This window comes from Gluconacetobacter sp., assembly GCF_047721585.1.
GTDB lineage: Bacteria > Pseudomonadota > Alphaproteobacteria > Acetobacterales > Acetobacteraceae > Gluconacetobacter > Gluconacetobacter dulcium.
Genome location: NZ_JBDNXE010000005.1, coordinates 1 through 14943 on the forward strand (window position 1 = coordinate 1; position 14943 = coordinate 14943).

Genomic DNA, 14943 nt, shown 5'->3' on the forward strand with positions numbered 1-14943 from the left:
GGGCATCGCGTACGGGGGGACCGGCAGGTTGTAGGGGGCCGGCGCGCCGATGAAGACGCGGCCCGCGAGGTCGAATTTCGAGCCGTGGCAGGGGCAGGCATAGCCGCCCGGCCAGTTGGCGACCGGCGTGGTGGGGTCGGGTGCCGGGGAATAGGTCGGCACGCAGCCCAGATGGGTGCAGATTCCAACCACCACGCCGTAGGCGGGGACGATCGAGCGGTGCCAGTTGGCGGCGTAGGGCGGTTGCTGCACCGCGCCCGAGGACGGGTCGCGCAGGCGCGTCGTCAGCGCCGCCTGTTGCAGCCGCGCCAGGGCTTCGGGCGTGCGGTGGGTGATGAAGACCGGGCTGCCGTGCCAGACCACCGTGATCTGTTGGCCGGGGGGGAGTTTCGACACGTCGACATCGATCGGCGGGCGGGCCGAGCCGGCGTCGCCGGGGCGCAGGCTGTCGAGGAACGGCCATGAGAAGGCCGCCACGCCCGCGCCGCCCGCCGCCACCGTCAGCAGGGTCAGGAAATCGCGCCGCTTGCCGGTGGCAGGGGCGACGGGGGCGGTGCTGTCGGTCGGGCTGGTCGTGGTCATGCGGTGTCTGTCGGGGCTCGGTCGGTAAGGCGTGTCACTTCGGCATCGGGTGGTATGTGCCCGGCGATCCCCAGTCGGTCTGCACGGTCTGGTCGATGCGGTTGACCTTGAGCGTGAACAGCTTGGGCAGCGTCTTGCCGTCGCCGGGGCAGGAGCCGGAATGTTTTTCCATCACGTCGAAACGCGCGGCATCCGGCGGATCGTTGCCGTTGACGATGAACAGCAGGCAGCGGCCGGGGGTGTCGGTCATGCCGTTATGCGTCACCACCGTGCGGAAATGCTCGACCAGCGCGGTGTCGTCGAACCAGTTCGCGTGACGGAAGGTGATCTGGTCCGCCGCCTGGTCCAGCCAGCCCATGCGGGCGGCGAGCGTGGCCAGCAGCACCAGCGGCACCACCATGGCCACCCGGCGGATGATGCGCTGGCGCATGGTGCGCCGGGGGCGGCGCGGCGGCGTTGTCCCCGGCGTGGCGGAGGTTATGGAGGTTGGTGTTTTCATGCCATGTCCTCGTGCCACGCGTGGCCGTCCTGGGCCAGCAGGGCGCGTGCCGCTTCGGGACCCCAGCTACCGGCCGGGTAGGTGTGGAGCGGGGCTTTGTTCTCAGCCCAGCCGCGCAGGATCGGATCGATCCAACGCCATGCGGCCTCGACCTCGTCGCGGCGGATGAACAGGATCGGGTCGCCGCGCACCACATCCAGCAGCAGGCGTTCGTAGGCGTCGGGGTAGCGGGTGCCGAAAGCCTTTTCGAAGGCGATGTTGATGTCGGCCGGGCGCAGGGCGAGGCTGTCGGTCGGGGTCGGGTCCTTGGTCGACACCGACAGGGTGACGCCTTCATCCGGCTGGATGCGGATCAGCAGCCGGTTGGCGCGCGGCTTGCCGGGGAAGATCGACCAGGGGGCCGCCTTGAACTGGATGACGATCTCGCTGCATTTCTCGGCCAGGCGTTTGCCCGAGCGCAGGTAGAACGGCACGTTGCCCCAGCGCCAGGAATGGATCTCGGCCCGGATGGCGACGTAGGTCTCGGTGTCGCTGGTCGCGTCCTCGCCCAAATCTTCCAGATAGCTGGGCAGGGTGGTGCCGTCCGCGGTGCGGCCGCGCGCGTACTGGCCGCGCACCGTGAAGGTCGCCACGTCGTCGGGGGCGATCGGGCGCAGGGCGTGCAGCACCTTCAGCTTCTCGTTGCGCAGGCTGTCGGCCTCCAGCGAGCCGGGCGGGTCCATCGCCACCAGGCACAGCACCTGGAGCAGATGGTTCTGGATCATGTCGCGCAGGGCGCCGGACTTGTCGTAGTACGGACCCCGGCTTTCGACGCCCACCGTCTCGGCAGCGGTGATCTGGACATAGTCGATCGCGTCGCTGGACCACAGCCGCTCGAATACCGGGTTGGCGAAGCGCAGGGCGATCAGGTTCTGGACCGTTTCCTTGCCCAGATAATGGTCGATGCGGAAAATATGGTTTTCGGGGAAGTAGCGGCCGACATGGTCGTTGATCGCGTCCGCGCTTTCCAGGTCGGTGCCGATCGGCTTTTCCAGCACGACGCGCGACTGCGCCGTGACCAGCCCGTGGCTGCTGAGATTCTCGCAGATCTGGCCGTACAGGCCGGGGGCGGTGGCCAGGTAGTAGACGCGGATGCGGTCTTCCGGCGCCTCGGTCAGCAGGCTTTGCAGCGCCGGCCAGGTGCTGTCGGCTTCGGCGCCGTTCAGGCTGACATAATGGATCAGGTCGAGAAAGCGGCGCGCGGTTGCCTCGTCGAAATCGGCCGGCTTGACGAATTCGGTCAGGGCCTTTTCAGCACGGCCCTGATAGTCGGCGCGGGACAGGGGCGAGCGGGCGGTGCCGACGATGCGGGACTGATCGGGGATCTGTCCATCGCGGTAGCGATAATACAGTGCCGGCAGAAGCTTGCGCATCGTCAGGTCGCCGGTGGCGCCGAAGACGATATAGTCGAAAACATCGACGGGGGGGAGTTGGGGCATCGATTATGGCCTCCTTGCATCGGATCGGAGCATTATTGGGGCGCTGTGGCCCTGCGGGGACCGGCACCGTTGGGATGGGGACGACCTGCCTTGAACGGGTTTGGGCCGAGGCGCCGCGACCTGTCAAGTTGCCATTGACCGGCCGGCAACGTCACGATAAGCCCCCCGTTCCCTGACCGGTTGCGGCCCGGTCCCCTGATCGGGGGCGGATCGGAGGGCGAGATTTCATCCCCATGCTGGAGGCAGGCCGTTCCATGGACGCGGAAAATTTCGGTGATGACGACAAGGCGGCGGCGGTCGGCGGGATTGCGGCGGACCGGCTGCGCAGCATTATCGAGCGCGTCGAGCGCCTGGAAGAAGAGCGCAAGGCCCTGGCCGGCGACATCAAGGATATTTTCACCGAGGCAAAATCCGCCGGTTTCGATGTGAAGGTCATTCGCCAGATCATCCGCCTGCGCAAGCAGGAGCCGGCCGAGGTGGAAGAGCAGGAGACGCTGCTCGATATCTACCGCCGCGCCCTCGGCATGTAAAAAATCTGCCGTGAAAGCCGCTCTGCCGGCGATCCGACGCGCGTTTCCTGCGCTTCGGTGCTCACGGCCATCAAGGCCGCTCCGCTCCGATGCTCGGAAACACACGACGGGCGCGCCGCCGGGCGGCGCTCTCGCTCGGCAGACCGGCTTTCACGGCAGATTTTACGTCTCAGGGGCGGGGTCCCGAGGCGTGGTTGTTCTGGGGTTATAGGCGTTCACGCGATCCTTGCGCTGGTGGTGGCTGATCTGGTCACATGGGCGGTGGGGTTCGTACTTTCCGTGGTCGTGCGCAGATGCCGTTTCCGTTTTCCGACTGGATGCCCTGGTGGTTGCAGCTGGCGCTGCTGATTCTGGGGATGCTGTTCATTTTCCTCTGGATGCTGGTGCCGTTCGCGGTATTCGGCGTGAAGGGGCGGCTGGATGCCCTGGCGTTGCAGATCGAGGATCTGCAAGCCGAATTGCGGGTGCTGGCCGTTCGGCCCGAGGAGCGGGTGCCGGTTTCGCCGGCGGCCCCACGCCCCGCGCCCACTGCGGCGCCGGTGGTCGAGCCCGTGGTGCCGCCGCCGGCACGCGCGCCGGGACCTGTGGTGGCCAGCGACGCCTATGCGGCGCGGCCTGAGCGCCCGGTCTCGCCCCCCCGTCCGACCCATTTCGACCCGCCGCCTGCCGCCCCGGCCAGCGTGCGCGCCGCGCCGCCGGTCGAGCCGCCGGCTTATGCGCCGCGTTCGGGTGCGCCGGTTTCGCATGATACTGCGCGGCCCATGCCCTGGCATGACCGGCCGGCCGCCGCGCCACGCGACCCGGCTTACGTGCCGCCTGAAGCGGCGCGGCCGCCCGTGATGCCGCCGCCGGTTGCGCCCGTCGCGCCCGAAGCCGTGGACGAGGTGCCCGTGCGGCCGGTCTATCGCATGCCCGCCGGGCGTGAGGTACGGGCGTCGCGTGAGGACGATTGGAGCGATCGGCCGCGATCCGAACCCTCTCTGCGCTGGCCGCCGCGTACCTGAGCCGGGTTACAACTCAAGCGTAGGCGGTCGTATTCAGCCTGAGCGGAGATGTGGGCTGGTGAGCGCGAGTGGCGTGCAGCGGCATGGCCGTCGTGTGTTTCCGAGCATCGGAGTGGGGCGGTCTTGATGGCCGTGAGCCCTGAAACGGAGGGAACGCGCGCCGGATCGCGTGCTGCCGCATTTGAGCCTGAGCGGAGATGTGGGCTGGTAAGTGAGAGTGGCGCGCAGCGGCACGGCCGTCGTGTGTTTCCGAGCATCGGAGCGGAGCGGCCTTGATGGCCGTGAGCACCGAAGCGGAGGGAACGCGCGTCGGATCGCCACCAGCGCGCATCTCCGCTCAGGCTGTGAAGACGAGGTCGTCGCGATGGATCATTTCGTCTCGTCCGCGCCAGCCTAGCAGGGTTTCGATGTCGTCCGAGCGGTGGCCGGCGATCTGGCGGGCGTCGGTGGCGCCGTAGGCTGACAGGCCGCGTGCGATCTCGTTGCCGTCCATGTCGGTGACCAGAACGAGATCGCCGCGTTCGAACGTGCCCTCGACCGTGCGCACGCCGGCCGGGAGGAGGGATGAGCCTGCCGCCAGTGCCCGCCGCGCGCCGTCGTCGATCGCTATCTGTCCGGCCGGGGCCAGGCCGCCAGCGATCCAGCGTTTGCGGGCCGAGCGCCCCTCGGGGAGGGGCAGGAACCACGAGCAGCGCGCGCCGTCGCGCAGGCGCGCCAGCGGGTGCGGGTCCTTGCCCAGCGTGATGGCCATGGCGCAGCCTGCCTGGGTGGCGATGCGGGCCGCCATCAGCTTGGTGCGCATGCCGCCTGAGGAATAGCCCGGTGGCGGGGCGCCGCCCATGGCCTCGATATCGGCCGTCAGCGCGGTAATGACGGGCAGGTGGCGGGCGGTCGGGTCGATCCGGGGATCTGCGGTGTAGAGGCCGTCGATGTCCGACAGGAGCACGAGCTGGTCGGCGCCCGTCATTTCCGCGACCCGTGCCGCCAGGCGGTCATTGTCGCCGAAGCGGATTTCGGTGGTGGCGATGGCGTCGTTTTCGTTGATCACGGGGACGCAACCCAGCCCCAGCAGGGTGTCGAGCGTGGCGCGGGCGTTCAGGTACCGGCGGCGGTCTTCGGTGTCGCCGGGGGTCAGCAGCAATTGCGCCGCGACCAGCCCGTGGGCCGACAGGGCGTCGGTCCATGCCTGGGCCAGGCGGATTTGCCCGACCGAGGCGGCGGCCTGCTTTTCTTCCAGCCGCAGGGTGCGGCGGGTCATGCCCAGGCTATGTCGGGCCAGCGCGATGGCGCCGGAGGAGACGAGGATGATTTCGGTGCCGCTGCGTTGCAGGGCGGCGACATCGGCCGCCACGCTGTCCAGCCAGTCGGTGCGCGGGGTTGCGTTCTGCGAATCCACCACCAGCGCGCTGCCGATCTTGACGACCAGGCGGCGGGCTGTGCCCAGGCTGGGCAGTTCGGCGGAGGTCACGGCGTGGGCTCGGGCCATTGGGCGGCGGCCGGTGGGGCCTCGTCGCGTTCGGCTTCGCGGATCGCGGTGACTTCGTCCTGCAACAGCCGCAGCACGTCGTCCAGCCCCTGGCGGGTGACGCCGGAGAGGGTGACGACCTTTGCGCCGCTGGCCTTTTCCAGCGCGCGGCGGCGGCTGGAAATCTGCTGCGGGGTCATGGCGTCGATCTTGTTGAGGGCGATGATCTCCGGTTTGGCGGCCAGGCCGGGATCGTAGGCTTCCAGCTCGTGACGGATGGTGCGCCAGGCCTTGACCACGTCGCCGGCCGCGCCGTCGATCAGGTGCAGCAGGACCGCGCAGCGTTCGACATGGCCGAGGAAACGGTCGCCCAGGCCCGCGCCCTCATGCGCGCCGGCGATCAGGCCGGGGATGTCGGCGATAACGAATTCCTCGGACACCGACAGGCGCACGACGCCGAGTTGCGGATGCAGGGTGGTGAAAGGGTAGTCCGCGATCTTGGGCCGGGCGGCCGAGACGACGGAGAGGAAGGTGGATTTGCCCGCGTTGGGCAGGCCGACCAGCCCGACATCGGCGATCAACTTGAGCCGCAGCCAGATCCAGCGTTCCTCGCCCGGCCAGCCCTTGTCGGCGCGGCGGGGGGCGCGGTTGGTGCTGGTTTTGTAATGCGCGTTGCCGTGGCCGCCATCGCCGCCATGGCACAGCACGATGCGCTTGCCGGGTTCGTCGAGGTCGGCCAGCATCGTCTCGCGGTCTTCGTCGAAGATCTGGGTGCCGATCGGTACCTGGATCACGACTGGTGCGGCGGCGGCGCCGGTGCGGTCGGAGCCGGCGCCGTTGCCGCCCTTGCGGGCGCGGAAATGCTGGGTGTAGCGGAAATCGATCAGCGTGTTCAGGTTGCTGGCCGCGACGAACACGATGTCGCCGCCGCGCCCGCCCTTGCCGCCGTCCGGACCGCCGAATTCGATGTATTTCTCGCGCCGGAAGGCCACGACGCCGTCGCCGCCGTCACCGGACTTTACGTAAATCTTGGCTTGGTCGAGGAATTTCATCGTACTGGTCCGGTGGCAGCGTGTGGTCCTGGTCGGGGATGATACCCCGCCATGACGCAAAAAGGGCCGGTCCCGAGGACCGGCCCTTCGCAGGGTCGAAAACGGTCCCGAGAAGCGGGGAGCTTACTCGGCCGCGATCGGCAGCGCCTCGACCGACACATGCACGCGGCCTTCGGCGCGACGCTCGAACTTCACGTGGCCATCGACCAGCGCGAAGATGGTGTGGTCGCGGCCGAGGCCGACATTGGTGCCCGGCTTCATCTTGGTGCCGCGCTGACGGAGGATGATGTTGCCAGCGATCACGCTCTCGCCGCCGAACTTCTTGACGCCGAGACGACGTCCGGCGCTATCGCGCCCGTTGCGGGATGAACCGCCTGCCTTTTTTTGTGCCATTGCCTGAACTCCTGACTCTGAACTGACCTGATAAGCCTGCCGGCGGCGCTGCTAGGCCGCCTGGCGGGTTCAGGCGGCGTTGATCTCGGCGATGCGCAGCACGGTGACGGGCTGGCGATGGCCGTTCTTGCGGCGGCTGTTCTGCCGGCGGCGCTTCTTGAAGATGATGACCGTGTCCAGACGGTCCTGCGCGATGACCGTGGCGGTCACGGTGGCGCCGGGGACCAGCGGGGCGCCGATCGTCGTGCCGCTCTCGCCGCCGACGGCGAGGACGTCGGTGAAGGTGATGGTGGAGCCGGCTTCGGCTTCCAGCTTCTCGACCTTCAGGACCGTGTTGGGGGAAACGCGATACTGCTTTCCACCGGTGCGAATGACTGCAAACATGCTCTAACCTGTCTTTCCGATCTCTTGGCGCGTGCGGCCCCGTGGTGGGACAGGCGACGCGACCCAGTCGCTTTTTTTTATTGGCCGTGCGGGCACGGCTACCCCTCGTCAGCGCGGGGGCGAGGTGCGGCTTTTACTGCCGGCTGCCGCGCGCCGTCAACCGCCGATTGATGGGCTGGCCGGGAGAGGGGCGAATATTATGTCGGAAAAACGCATCAAGGTCTCTTGCACGCCCTGCGGCACCACCCTATAAGCCCGATCCATCGCCGCTAGCGAAGACGGAGAGGTGCCGGAGCGGTCGATCGGGGCGGTCTCGAAAACCGTTGTGCGTGCAAGCGTACCGTGGGTTCGAATCCCACCCTCTCCGCCAGAGACCGCAGAAAACAGCCACTTTTTAGTTTGTGCAAACCCCCATAAAAAAATTACTCCGTAATTTCGGTGCAAATCCGTGGAAACGACCTTCCGGGGATAATTTGCACGAGGATCGTGGCGACACGGGACGGCAGTTATCCTGGCTGTGGAAGCCGGCCAGGTGTTCCGGGCCGGGTGCCTGTTCTATCGGGCGGACAATGGCGCCTGGCTGACCGAAGGTGTCTCACCGGACGACCTTACTTTCCAAGGGTCCGTCCAAGATCATGATCTATGATTACAGAGCTTTCCGAGCATCATCCGGACTGACGCCCATCGGAGGAAAGCGAGTGCATTGCGATTGAGGCACTCCCAATCCTTGCTCAGGCGTCGGCAGCGGTTCAACCATGCGATGGTGCGCTCCACGATCCAGCGCTTGGGCAATACCACGAATTTTCCGACATTACAGCGCCGCACGATCTCGACATTCACAGAACGGCAGACATGAGCCAGTCCCTGCTGAAACTTTGCCCCCTGATAGCCCGCATCGGCGTAGAGTTTCAGGAGGAACGGATACAGTCCGAACAATGTCGCCATCAGCATGATACCGCCATCACGATCCTGGATATCGGCCGCGTGGACCGTTGCCGCCATCAACAGACCCTGCGTACCGACGAGGCCATGCCGCTTCCTGCCCGCGATCCTCTTGCCGGCGTCAAAACCGGATGGATCGCCGCTGTCGGACTGGCCTCATGGCCCGCCTGCTCCCGACAAAGGATGTAGAGCGCATGGTGCAGGCGATCGAGTGTGCCGTCGTGCTGCCAGCGGCAGAAATAGTAATTGACTGTGTTGCGCGGCGGAAGGTCTTTCGGGATCGTGCACCACTGGCAACCCGTTCCAGGAACATACATCAGGCCGTTCATGACCTCTCGTATATCCACTGTCCGCTTGTTGCCGCCACGCCGGGCAGTCGGGATCAGGCGAGCGATCAGTGACCATTCCTCGTCCGTCAGATCGCTCGGATAGCGAAGCTGGCTCCGGTCATATCGGGCACGGTTCTCGGCCGCTCACATCAGAAACTCCTGCGAACCGAGCGCGCTGATAGGGAATCACAAACAATTCCAATGATTCAAGATGATCTTGGACGGACACTCAGCATCTTCCGAAACCAGAGCCATTTGTTATGTCTCGGGTTGCTGCCATATAGATAAAAGGCAAGTGTTGACCGATCTTGAATATAAAGAACGAGAAAATGATCCTAATTGTTAGTTCTGACGGAAAGATATTCTATGAAAATAGTCCTGATTTTCTTGAATACCTTGGGTATTTTGGTCGGGACGTTGATCTCGTCGCTTACGCGATCAACAATCTTGGTTTTGCAGCGATTGCGACATTTCCCCGCTATACACGCATCCGCTTTCAGCCTGCTCTGTTTCCTGCGCCCTGTCTTCAGACTGTACTCGAGATCATCCTGTATAATGGCGAGTCGCGCTTCGTCCTCGAGCGCGTTGGCACGCCGTTTGCTCCTTTTGAAGTCATACATAATCTTAACGATGCCGTCGCTCGTCTGATTTCTCTGCAAGCGGCGACTTCAGAGACATTGGAGCCGCCGGGATCACCCACCATCATCGGCTTGTCCCTCGATCGGATCCAGGATCCGAAGCGCATCGGTATGCGCAAAGCATTGGATATCTGGGAACAGGAAAGCCGCTATGTTACGACCAAAAATATATCCCAGATACGCGAAGACACAGCATTTGGAAACGGTGGCATGGCATGGATGCCGGATCGCGATCGGTGTCTGATTGAAGCATGGCCCAGCAGCTACAGATCATATGGGGAGAACTCATGTGATGACTTCATCGGCCGTGACATCAGGGACTTACCTGACAGCGCATATGTTGTTCCAACAACTCGCGGCTATTTTACCGCTGCTCAGCACCAGACACCGCGCCTGGAGCTCATCGAAGCGCTTGTGACACGCCACGATGGCTCCAGGTTCTGGTCCCGTTATGAGAGGCTCATTTTACCTTGGCGCACGAGCGCGACGGATACCTTCGTCACGTCGATTCCTTTGATCAGGCTGATCCGGGCCTGTTAAACTATTCAAAACATGCTCCGTGAGCATATTCGGCGTTTCCCATATCAGATTGCTTTCAAAGGTGCGCCAGCCACCGACGATCATCATTCCTGGCTGGATGGGCGGGTAGCCGTAGAGAGGAAGCAGAGCACGTGTCATTGGCCCAGTCTCAATCATACCGATGGCGAAATCGGGGCGCCATGTTGCGAGAGAAATACTCCGCATCAAAGCAATGCTCAGCACTGGCAATTGCTTGCGACGGAATGTCGGATGCGACCACAAACCGCCGACGAACACTACCCGGCCCGAAATTTCTCCAGCCGCAGGTGCTTCGGCGATCCATCGTTCGCCTGGGTCCATCTGGATGTCCGGGTCACGATAGGCGAAGCGGCCAGACTCCCATTCTTCGCGGAGCGTGCTTTGCGGCCAATCATACCGGCGCAGGATCAACGTCAGGACTGGTTCACCCTCACATTGTCCTTCGATGTAGATGGAGTTCCCCTCGTCAATACTAGAAACGCTAGGATCATAGACGGGTCCCAAGGGTTTCCAAGTGTCCTGATTCCTCTTGTTTACTTCATTCAAGCGACCGCTACCGCGCCCCATATGTAGCGATATTCCAATTTGGCGAGCTTCCTCTGCGAGTTGGAGAAAATATCGACCGAGCTCGATTCTGGGCCCGTGGTTTATCTCAATTGCGTCCAGGAGTGGACGAAGGACTGTTGGCATAAAAACCTCTATTCGGGCTTGATTGCCCGAATAGAGGCTGCTTATTTAATATTATTAAGTCATTAACTTATATCATTGATTCGCGAAGTTTGTTATTTGAATTTGTTCGCTTATATATAAATTTGACGTGCATATTATTTAACGATGTGGACCGACATCGGGATCCCGACAGGCGAGGACCGGACACCACTCTCGGGGAACAGGGCAAGCAGGTCCGTTTATTCTCCTCCTGACTCAATATGCGCGACCCACTCGCGGCCCGCCTCGGTGAGGGACAGACTGTGACCGGAGCCCGTGACGAGACCACGTTGACGGAGCCCTTCTTCCGTACGAGCCGTGCCGCCAGGCATTGCGCGGCCCTTCATGTGCGCCCACGCGGGTAAGCCCCGGTGAAGATCGCGCAGAACGCGAGCCATCGCCGAGGAGGGCGATACGCGCCGCACCTTTGAACTGTAGTCGAATTGAGCCATTCCACATCTCACTTTGAGTATGCAAAATATAAAACTTATTCTGCAATAATCAAGCATCAGATCTCTTCAAAAATGCCATTTCCCTGAGTGAGTAGTTTGAAATTGACCTGTGGGGTCACCATAGAAACCGCATCCTGTTTATTGTATCGAAAGATACTTCTTCCAGATTTACTTTGGAAAATAGCACTGGGAGGCAGTTTCGCGCAGAGTCGTCCAAGATCATGATGTATGATTACAGAGCCTTCTGAGCATCATCCGGACTGAGGCCCATCGGAGGAAAGCGAGTGCATTGCGATTGAGGCACTCCCAATCCTTGCTCAGGCGTCGGCAGCGGTTCAACCATGCGATGGTGCGCTCCACGATCCAGCGCTTGGGCAATACCACGAATTTTCCGACATTACAGCGCCGCACGATCTCGACATTCACAGAACGGCAGACATGAGCCAGTCCCTGCTGAAACTTTGCCCCCTGATAGCCCGCATCGGCGTAGAGTTTCAGGAGGAACGGATACAGTCCGAACAATGTCGCCATCAGCATGACACCGCCATCACGATCCTGGATATCGGCTGCGTGGACCGTTGCCTCCATCAATAGACCCTGCGTATCGACGAGGACATGCCGCTTCTTGCCCTTGATTCTCTTGCCGGCATCAAAACCGGACGGATCGATGCTCCGCCCCCTTTTTCGGCATTCTTGACGCTCTGGCTGTCGATGATCGCCGCTGTCGGACTGGCCTCACGGCCCGCCTGCTCCCGGCATATGATGTAGAGCGCATGGTGCAGACGATCGAGTGTGCCGTCATGCTGCCAGCGGCAGAAATAGTAATTTACCGTGCTGCGCGGCGGCAGGTCTTTCGGGATCGCGCGCCACTGGCAACCCGTTCCAAGAACATACATCAGGCCGTTCATGACCTCCCGTATATCCACTGTCCGCTTGTTGCCGCCACGCCGGGCGGCCGGGATCAGGGGGGCGATCAGCGACCATTCCTCGTCCGTCAGATCGCTCGGATAGCGAAGCTGGCTCCGGTCATATCGGGCACGGTTCTCGGCCGCTCACATCAGAAACTCCTGCGAACCGAGCGCGCTGATAGGGAATCACAAACAATTCCAATGATTCAAGATGATCTTGGACGGACACTGAATAACCGAGGGCGACACGCGCGCGCTATCGGATCGACAAGGTATTGCGGATGGTGACGATCGGGAGTTCGCCATAGGTTTCGGCGTAATATCCCGCGAAACGTCCGAAGTGAAAGAATCCGCATTCCAGGGCGATCTGGGATACGCCCTTGCCGGCCTGCGCCGGATCGAGCAGTGCGCGGCGCGCGCGATCCAATGCCCGCTGACGAAGCCACAGGCGGGGGGAGACGCCCGTCGTCTGCACGAATGCCGCGCGCAGGATATGGGGCGGGATGTTCAGTTCCTCAGTCAGTCGGGTCACGGACATGATCGCGTCATCATAATCGTCGATGAAACGCTGGGCCTTGAGGAACAGGCTGTATGAGAAAGTCCCGCGGAGCGGGGCAATGCTGGCTTTCTGCTGAATCTCGGTGAGGATGTCTTTGACACGATCGAGGAGGATTTCGGACAGGACCTGATCGGTCCGCCCGGACAAGCGTATCTTCGGCTGCCATGTGCCGGCGAAAAGGCTCGCAAGCCATGCCGACATCTCCGCGATGTGAAGGGAGGGGGCGACCGGTGTGATGGCACCGAATTTCCGGAAATCAAATTCCGGCAGATCGGTTTGTTGGACAAGCAGGTAATAAGCGCGGCAGTTTTCCGCGCCGCTTACGGTGATTTCCCTGCCGCCGACATGGACGAAAGCCTTGTCCGATCGGACTTCCCCATTGATCGTACCCAATTCGCTCCGATGGGCGGGGAAAACGACCGCGATCGTGCCGTCCGGCGGACATGTCGTCTGGCCGACCGATACATTGATCGTTTCCTCGATGAGCGTCAGCTTGCCGAAGGTCAGAACCGAGACCGTTCCTTTGAACGTACCCTTCCCCAACTGTATATAGCGCTGATTCCACAGCGGGAGTCCTGACTCCTGAAAGGAGGGCGCAAAAAAAACATGGGTCGTTGAATCCAGCCCTTGTGCCATCTCCGTAACCAGCGGTTTCCTTTTTGAGGTCGAAACAGAATATACGACGTTCGAACGTTTCCATACAGGAAAAATTTTCGAAAATGGATATCGAGCCTCCCGCCGTTCTGCTCCGATAACGGAACGAATGCTGGAGGTGAAAGCCGCGATGAGTAAAAAGTCCTCGGTCTGGTTCTGGTTGGCTGGTCTGGCTTTGCTTCCTGTCGGAGCCTGGGCTGATGATGCGGCTTTTGTACCTGAAGTGGTGAGCGTGAAGGAGAGGATGTCGCCGGGTCCGAATGTCTTTGTCAATCAGATGGATATGGCGACCAGTACGATCTATATCTTCTCGACGAAGGATCTGACGTTGAAGGGGAACGTCAGCGGAGGGTCCTGGGGACTGGCGACATTGTCGCGTGATGGCAATACGGCTTACATGGCATCGGGGTTTCTGAGCCGTGTTGCGTATGGCACTGGTGAAGACGTTCTGCAGATTTTTGATGTTCCGACAAATACGGTTAAAAAGGAAATAATACTTCCTTATAAATTGACGCAATATACGCCCGACGCCGCGCAGTTGCGTTTGAGCGCGGATGAAAAATTCATCTATATCCAGAACGCCACCCCCGCGACGTCGGTGACCGTCGTGGATCTGGAAAGGGGAAAAGTCGTAAAGGAAATCCCTTCGCCCGGCTGTTACGGCATTTATCCTATGGAAAGCGGATATGGCTATTCGGCGATCTGTAGCGACGGGAGCTTTGCGACATTCAAGCTGAGCCCCGATGGGCAGAGTTTTACGAGCCAGAAGAGCGAGAAGATCTTCGATGTCGATGAAGATCCGATTTTTCTGGCGTCCGCTCGTGTCGATTCCGATCTGGTGTTCCTGTCCTACAATGGAAATCTCTATCGCGTATCCGATGCGTCCGGCGTCATCAGGAAAGTCGATGTTATAGCTGCGACGAAAGGCGTTCCCGGCAGTTGGGGGGCCTCCGGCTATGGTGTGATGACCTATGACAGCGAGACGGGCATCATGTTCATGGCCATGTCCTCCAATCGTCATGAAGGCACGCATCATCATGGTGCGACCGAGATCTGGGCATATGACATGAAGAAAAAGAAGATCGTATCCCGCTCTCCTGTAAAGGATATTTCGACGATCGGCGTCGTGAAGGGCGAGCAGACGAATCTCTTCGGTCTGGATATCAAGAAGAATATTATCGTAAAATACGATATCAACCCGAAGAACGGCTATTCCCTGAAGCTGTCCGCGCAAAGGACCGATTTCGGGTTCGCGACCATGATTATGGGTGCGCATTGATGTCAATGCTTTCCGTATCGATATCGACGTTGATCGCGTTGGTGTTTCTGCGTGCGTTTTTCCATAAGATATCGGGATTTACGGTTTTTACCGGTTACGTCGAAGATTACAGGTTGATTCCTTTGCGGCTTGTACGCGCGGCGTCCGCATCCATCGTGGGTGCGGAGTTGCTGGTCGTCTTCAGCCAGGAATTGCCGGCGTTACGGATGTTCGGTCTTTCGTTGGCGGCTCTGCTTCTGTTTTTTTATTCCTTTGGGATTTCCATAAACATAAATCGAGGCCGTATAAATATAGAGTGTGGATGCGGTGGTGGAGCGCAGGTGCTGTCGTGGCCGCTGGTCGTTCGTAACGGCATTCTTCTTGGGTTGATCGCGATCGCGATGAAGCAACAGAGTTCGTCTTCGGGTGGTCTGGATTATGCCGTGGCGGCTTTCGGCGGGTTTTTGCTTTGGGTCGTCTTTCTGCTCGGTGATCAGATCATTGCCAATTCGTCCATGGTGACGCGCGCCAGCTAGCTTCTGTCTACAGG

General features: G+C 61.5%; 15 protein-coding genes, 1 tRNA gene and 1 pseudogene. 6 read left to right on the top strand and 11 right to left on the bottom strand.

Going from position 1 to position 14943, the window contains the following annotated elements; translation table 11 throughout:
• From petA to zwf, 3 genes are all read right to left on the bottom strand, one after another.
• On the bottom strand, positions 1-582 hold a 582-nt coding region (petA, locus tag ABF821_RS02010; RefSeq protein WP_415528906.1), incomplete at its 3' end, for a ubiquinol-cytochrome c reductase iron-sulfur subunit.
• A 34-nt stretch (positions 583-616) separates the two neighbouring features.
• Positions 617-1081 carry a hypothetical protein gene (locus ABF821_RS02015; RefSeq protein WP_182973307.1) on the bottom strand — a complete coding sequence of 155 codons (465 nt, stop codon included), beginning with the start codon at positions 1079-1081 and terminating at the stop codon, positions 617-619.
• Positions 1078-2559, bottom strand: coding sequence for a glucose-6-phosphate dehydrogenase (gene zwf / locus ABF821_RS02020; protein WP_182973306.1), 1482 nt, complete (start codon positions 2557-2559; stop codon positions 1078-1080). The genes ABF821_RS02015 and zwf overlap by 4 nt, the downstream gene beginning before the upstream one ends.
• A 254-nt stretch (positions 2560-2813) precedes the next feature.
• On the opposite strand from zwf, the gene ABF821_RS02025 reads away from it, so the two are divergent.
• Together ABF821_RS02025 and ABF821_RS02030 are read left to right on the top strand one after the other, a co-directional pair.
• A complete protein-coding gene (locus ABF821_RS02025) occupies positions 2814-3089 on the top strand; it encodes a DUF2312 domain-containing protein (RefSeq protein ID WP_114727655.1) in 276 nt (91 codons plus the stop codon).
• Between the two features lie 293 nt (positions 3090-3382).
• Positions 3383-4093 (top strand): hypothetical protein, encoded by a 711-nt coding sequence (locus ABF821_RS02030; RefSeq protein ID WP_182973305.1) that lies wholly within the window; start codon positions 3383-3385, stop codon positions 4091-4093.
• Positions 4094-4430: 337 nt separating this feature from the next.
• Here the strand turns inward: ABF821_RS02030 and proB are convergent, their stop codons facing one another.
• The 4 genes from proB to rplU all read right to left on the bottom strand — a co-directional run bounded on the left by proB (position 4431) and on the right by rplU (position 7387).
• Positions 4431-5579, bottom strand: coding sequence for a glutamate 5-kinase (proB, locus tag ABF821_RS02035; protein ID WP_183007913.1), 1149 nt, complete (start codon positions 5577-5579; stop codon positions 4431-4433).
• Positions 5558-6610, bottom strand: a complete 1053-nt coding sequence (gene obgE, locus ABF821_RS02040) for a GTPase ObgE (RefSeq protein ID WP_182973303.1) — start codon at positions 6608-6610, stop codon at positions 5558-5560. The genes proB and obgE overlap by 22 nt, the downstream gene beginning before the upstream one ends.
• Positions 6611-6733: 123 nt before the next feature.
• On the bottom strand, positions 6734-7003 hold the full coding sequence (gene rpmA / locus ABF821_RS02045) for a 50S ribosomal protein L27 (RefSeq protein WP_114727575.1): 270 nt from the start codon (positions 7001-7003) through the stop codon (positions 6734-6736).
• 69 nt (positions 7004-7072) lie between these two features.
• Positions 7073-7387, bottom strand: coding sequence for a 50S ribosomal protein L21 (rplU, locus tag ABF821_RS02050; RefSeq protein WP_114727576.1), 315 nt, complete (start codon positions 7385-7387; stop codon positions 7073-7075).
• A 280-nt stretch (positions 7388-7667) separates the two neighbouring features.
• Between rplU and ABF821_RS02055 the strand changes: the two genes are divergently transcribed.
• Positions 7668-7757, top strand: a tRNA-Ser gene (locus ABF821_RS02055).
• Positions 7758-8020: 263 nt separating this feature from the next.
• On the opposite strand, the pseudogene ABF821_RS02060 reads toward ABF821_RS02055, so the two are convergent.
• Positions 8021-8748, bottom strand: a pseudogene (locus ABF821_RS02060) (IS5 family transposase).
• 239 nt (positions 8749-8987) lie between these two features.
• Between ABF821_RS02060 and ABF821_RS02065 the strand changes: the two are divergent.
• Positions 8988-9836: a hypothetical protein gene (locus tag ABF821_RS02065; protein ID WP_415528907.1), complete on the top strand. Its 849-nt coding sequence runs from the start codon at positions 8988-8990 to the stop codon at positions 9834-9836.
• Here ABF821_RS02065 and ABF821_RS02070 read toward each other — a convergent pair.
• The 3 genes from ABF821_RS02070 to ABF821_RS02080 form a co-directional block, all read right to left on the bottom strand.
• Positions 9762-10400 carry a hypothetical protein gene (locus ABF821_RS02070; RefSeq protein WP_415528908.1) on the bottom strand — a complete coding sequence of 213 codons (639 nt, stop codon included), beginning with the start codon at positions 10398-10400 and terminating at the stop codon, positions 9762-9764. The two genes, ABF821_RS02065 and ABF821_RS02070, sit on opposite strands and share 75 nt — an antisense overlap.
• An 833-nt stretch (positions 10401-11233) precedes the next feature.
• A protein-coding gene (locus tag ABF821_RS02075) for an IS5 family transposase (protein WP_415528947.1) occupies positions 11234-12012 on the bottom strand; the annotation gives its coding sequence in 2 pieces (ribosomal slippage) (positions 11234-11688 and positions 11688-12012; 780 coding nt in all).
• Between the two features lie 166 nt (positions 12013-12178).
• Positions 12179-13408: a helix-turn-helix domain-containing protein gene (locus ABF821_RS02080; RefSeq protein WP_415528909.1), complete on the bottom strand. Its 1230-nt coding sequence runs from the start codon at positions 13406-13408 to the stop codon at positions 12179-12181.
• A gap of 10 nt (positions 13409-13418) precedes the next feature.
• Here ABF821_RS02080 and ABF821_RS02085 point away from each other — a divergent pair, with 10 nt between their 5' ends.
• Together ABF821_RS02085 and ABF821_RS02090 are read left to right on the top strand one after the other, a co-directional pair.
• Positions 13419-14414 (top strand): amine dehydrogenase large subunit, encoded by a 996-nt coding sequence (locus ABF821_RS02085; RefSeq protein ID WP_182973298.1) that lies wholly within the window; start codon positions 13419-13421, stop codon positions 14412-14414.
• Positions 14414-14929, top strand: a complete 516-nt coding sequence (locus ABF821_RS02090; protein WP_183007919.1) for a MauE/DoxX family redox-associated membrane protein — start codon at positions 14414-14416, stop codon at positions 14927-14929. The genes ABF821_RS02085 and ABF821_RS02090 overlap by 1 nt, the downstream gene beginning before the upstream one ends.
• Positions 14930-14943 lie beyond the last annotated feature (14 nt).

Bases quoted from the DNA above. Each gene is read 5' to 3' on its own strand.
- rplU (WP_114727576.1), bottom strand. From the start codon at position 7,387: ATGTTTGCAGTCATTCGCACCGGTGGAAAGCAGTATCGCGTTTCCCCC.
- obgE (WP_182973303.1), bottom strand. From the start codon at position 6,610: ATGAAATTCCTCGACCAAGCCAAGATTTACGTAAAGTCCGGTGACGGC.
- ABF821_RS02030 (WP_182973305.1), top strand. From the start codon at position 3,383: ATGCCGTTTCCGTTTTCCGACTGGATGCCCTGGTGGTTGCAGCTGGCG.
- ABF821_RS02065 (WP_415528907.1), top strand. From the start codon at position 8,988: ATGATCCTAATTGTTAGTTCTGACGGAAAGATATTCTATGAAAATAGT.
- ABF821_RS02025 (WP_114727655.1), top strand. From the start codon at position 2,814: ATGGACGCGGAAAATTTCGGTGATGACGACAAGGCGGCGGCGGTCGGC.
- proB (WP_183007913.1), bottom strand. From the start codon at position 5,579: ATGGCCCGAGCCCACGCCGTGACCTCCGCCGAACTGCCCAGCCTGGGC.
- ABF821_RS02015 (WP_182973307.1), bottom strand. From the start codon at position 1,081: ATGAAAACACCAACCTCCATAACCTCCGCCACGCCGGGGACAACGCCG.
- ABF821_RS02085 (WP_182973298.1), top strand. From the start codon at position 13,419: ATGGCGACCAGTACGATCTATATCTTCTCGACGAAGGATCTGACGTTG.
- zwf (WP_182973306.1), bottom strand. From the start codon at position 2,559: ATGCCCCAACTCCCCCCCGTCGATGTTTTCGACTATATCGTCTTCGGC.
- ABF821_RS02090 (WP_183007919.1), top strand. From the start codon at position 14,414: ATGTCAATGCTTTCCGTATCGATATCGACGTTGATCGCGTTGGTGTTT.
- rpmA (WP_114727575.1), bottom strand. From the start codon at position 7,003: ATGGCACAAAAAAAGGCAGGCGGTTCATCCCGCAACGGGCGCGATAGC.